This window comes from Sutterella sp., assembly GCF_052272535.1.
Lineage (GTDB): Bacteria > Pseudomonadota > Gammaproteobacteria > Burkholderiales > Burkholderiaceae_F > Sutterella.
Window position 1 is genome coordinate 1 of sequence record NZ_DAVZJY010000243.1, and the last position, 3,272, is coordinate 3,272.

Consider the following 3,272-nt stretch of genomic DNA (forward strand, 5'->3'; position numbering starts at 1 on the left):
GGCCGCGCGGGCGGCTGCTCGCGCGGCGCGGGCCTCTTCGAAGAAGGGCGCGGCGGCGCGCAGGTAGACGTACATCGAGTAGATCGTGAGGATCGCGGCGATGAAGATGAGCCCGGTGCCGATCGTCGCGACGGGGATCCCAAAGACCGGGTCGGACCAGAGCAGGCACGGAATCGCCGTCATCTGCGCGATCGTCTTCGTTTTGCCGTACCAGTTCACCTTGACGCGGCCCGACTCGCCGATCTTCGCCATCCATTCGCGGATGCCCGTAACCGTGATCTCACGACCGATGATGATCATGGCGACGGCCATGTCGCAGCGGTCGAGGCCCACGAGGGCGACCAGGGCCGCCGCGACGAGGAGCTTGTCCGCAATCGGGTCGAGGAAGGCGCCCATGCGGGTCGCCCATCCTTCATAGCGGCGCGCGAGGAATCCGTCGAGCGCATCCGTCACGGCCGCAACGACGAAGACCACGCACGCGATCACGTTCTGCCAGTGGTCCGCGAGGATGCCGTCGGGGACGTAGAAGACGCCGATCACCACCGGAATGAGGGCGATGCGGATCCAGGTGAGCACCATCGGGACGTTGAGCTTGAAGGGGGGCTTGAGCTTCATGATTCCTGTGAGTTGGGGGCTTCCGGGTCGGAGACAAGGGGCTGTCCGTGGAGCTGCGCGTAGATCTTCGCGGCGAGCGTGCGCGAGATGCCCTGCACCTGCGCAATGTCCTCGGCCGAGGCGTTCTTCAGCTGCTTCATGCCGCCGAAATGAGCGAGTAGTTTAGCGCGGCGCTTCGGACCGACACCCTCGAAATCCTCGAGTTTGCTTGTGTTGCGCGTTTTCGCGCGCTTCGCACGCATGCCGGTGATGGCGAAGCGGTGGGCTTCGTCGCGGATCTCCGCCGTAAGCATTAGTGCTTTCGACATGAGTCCGAGCGTGAGGGGTGCGCGACGCTCGCCGTCGATCAGCGGGAAGACGAGCGTCTCGAGACCGGTCTTTCTTCCTTCGCCCTTGGCGACGCCCACGATGATCGTCGGGTCGAGTCCGAGCTCGTCGAAGACCTGGCGCGCCATCTCGACTTGACCGCGCCCGCCGTCGATGAGCACCATCGAGGGGAGTTGAGCTTCGCCGCGCGCAACGGGGGCGTAGCGCCTCTCGAGCGCCTGCTTCATCGCCGCGTAGTCGTCGCCCGGTTCAATCCCGGTGATGTTGAAGCGCCGGTAGAGGGAGCTCTGCATGCGGCCCTCGCGGAAGACCACGCAGGAGGCCTGCGTCGCCTCGCCCTGAGTGTGCGAGATGTCGAAGCATTCGACGGAGAAGTCCATCGGGTCGCCCGACGCGGGCTCGAACCCGGGGCCGAGGATCTCGAGGAGGTCCTTGAGGCGCGCGAGCTGCGTGCCTTCCTGCTGCAGGTGCCGCATGAGGGCGATCTGCGCGCCCTGCACGCACATCTCCAGCCACCGGCGGCGCGTCTCCTGAGGTTCGGTGACGACGGGCACGCGCCGGTGCGCGAGCTCCGAGAGAAGCGACGAGACGCGCTCGGGAAGCTCCGGGTCTTCGGGCACGGGCTCGATGATGAGGAGCTGCGGTACGGGGAGCTCGGAATAGTGCTGTCCGACGAAGGCCTCGATGAGTTCGCTGCGCGTGGGCGCGGCCTCGCGCTCCCTCGCGTCGATTTTCGGAAACATCGCGCGGTCGCCGAGGTGGCGGCCCCCGCGGACCATCGCGAGGTTGATGCAGGCGGCGTCTTCGCGCACCGCGACGGCGACGACGTCGGCGTCGACGTCCCCGCCCGTCGTCTCCACGGCCTGCTGATGGCGCATCTGCGTGAGGGCGGCGATGCGGTCTCTGAGCCGCGCGGCCTCTTCAAACTCCCAGGCGTCGGACGCCCGCCACATGCGCGCTTCAAGTTCGTCCAACACCTCGCGCGAGCGCCCGAGCATGAAGTCCTCCGCGCGTCGGCAGTCGAGCGCGTATTCGGCTTCGGTGATGCGCACGCAGCAGGGCGCCGAGCACCGGCCGATCTGTCCCAGGAGGCACGGGCGCGTGCGGTTTCTGAAGTTCGCTTCGTCGCAGGTGCGCAGCAGAAAGGCCTTCTGCACGAGCTCGATCGCCGTGCGGGCGGCCGAGGAGCTCGGATAGGGGCCGAAGAAAAGCGAGCGTTTGTCCACGCCTCCGCGGAAGTAGGAGAGCCGCGGAAAGGGTTCGCTTCCGATGCGGATGTAGGGGTAGCTTGCGTCGTCGCGCAGCTTGATGTTGTAGCGCGGGCGGAGCGTCTTGATGAGGTTGTTTTCAAGAAGGAGCGCTTCGGCCTCAGAGCGCGTCACCGTCGTTTCGAGCCGCGCGATCTTCGCGACCATGAGCGCGATGCGCGGCGAGAGCCCCGTGCGGCGGAAGTACGACGAGACGCGGTTCTTGAGGTCGCGGGCCTTGCCGACGTAGAGGCACGTGCCGTCTGCGGCGAAGTACCGGTAGCAGCCGGGCAGGTGCGGGAGCGTCCTCACCTCCGCGGCGGGATCAAAGGCGGGGGCGGGTTCGGTGGCCGGAGCCGCATCGGGCGCGCGGGGCGCGTCGGGCTCGGGGCGTTCGCTGGGTGCCCCCTGGTCGTGCGCCGGCTCCCCGGAAGCCCGGTCGGCCTCCCAGGGCGGCGTTTCCAGTGCAGTCGGCTGTTGCTCCACGCGCAGACGCTCCTCACTCAAAAACTACTTGCCTTTCTTTTCGTCGTCCAGAAGATCGTCGAAGTGGAGTTTGATCGGCTGGTATTCGCGGTCGACCTTAAGGGGGGCGGCGCAACGGAATTGGAGCCAGGCCGTGGCGGGTGAACCATCCTTGCCGGCGGGCTCCGAAGATCCGCTGTCGGGCATCATGCCCTGGCCGCGCTCATTGCAGAAGGCGCGCGCCCGCTCGTAGACGTAGTCGGCGAGGCGCTGCACGCTCGTCTGTCCCGGCCACTCAGCCTTGGCAAGCCAGACCGAACCCACGACCGGCGTGATGTCGAACTTGCGGCCGGCGTAGTTCTGGTGCTCCTCCTGCACGGCGGCGCAGCCCGTGAGAAGTGCGGCGCCCGAAAGGGCGAGAAGGAGGACGGAGAAAGGCTTCTGGATCATTGTTCGAACGGGCGGCGCGTATGGGCCGCAATGACGTGTGGATGGAGGACGACCACATTATATGAATGCGCCCGGATGGGAGGTTCGGGCGCCGCCTGCGTCGGAAGAAGCGCGCGAAGGAAGAGAGGCGCATCCTTCTAACCCAGAATCTCGGACTGGCTGGCTTTA

Annotated in this window: 3 protein-coding genes; all 3 read right to left on the reverse strand. The window is 66.7% G+C overall.

Annotation, left to right across the window (positions count from 1 at the left end; translation table 11 throughout):
• Window positions 1–615 (reverse strand): CDP-diacylglycerol--glycerol-3-phosphate 3-phosphatidyltransferase (gene pgsA, locus ACT6Y9_RS09735; protein ID WP_443744379.1); only part of this gene is annotated, 615 nt, incomplete at its 3' end.
• Complete coding sequence (gene uvrC / locus ACT6Y9_RS09740) at window positions 612–2,501, reverse strand: excinuclease ABC subunit UvrC (RefSeq protein ID WP_443744380.1); 1,890 nt, start codon at window positions 2,499–2,501, stop codon at window positions 612–614. The genes pgsA and uvrC, both read right to left, overlap by 4 nt.
• A 198-nt stretch (window positions 2,502–2,699) precedes the next feature.
• A complete protein-coding gene (locus ACT6Y9_RS09745; RefSeq protein ID WP_295477786.1) occupies window positions 2,700–3,104 on the reverse strand; it encodes a hypothetical protein in 405 nt (134 codons plus the stop codon).
• Window positions 3,105–3,272 lie beyond the last annotated feature (168 nt).

Coding starts and splice junctions, on each gene's coding strand:
- ACT6Y9_RS09745 (WP_295477786.1), bottom strand. CDS start 3,104: ATGATCCAGAAGCCTTTCTCCGTCCTCCTTCTCGCCCTTTCGGGCGCC.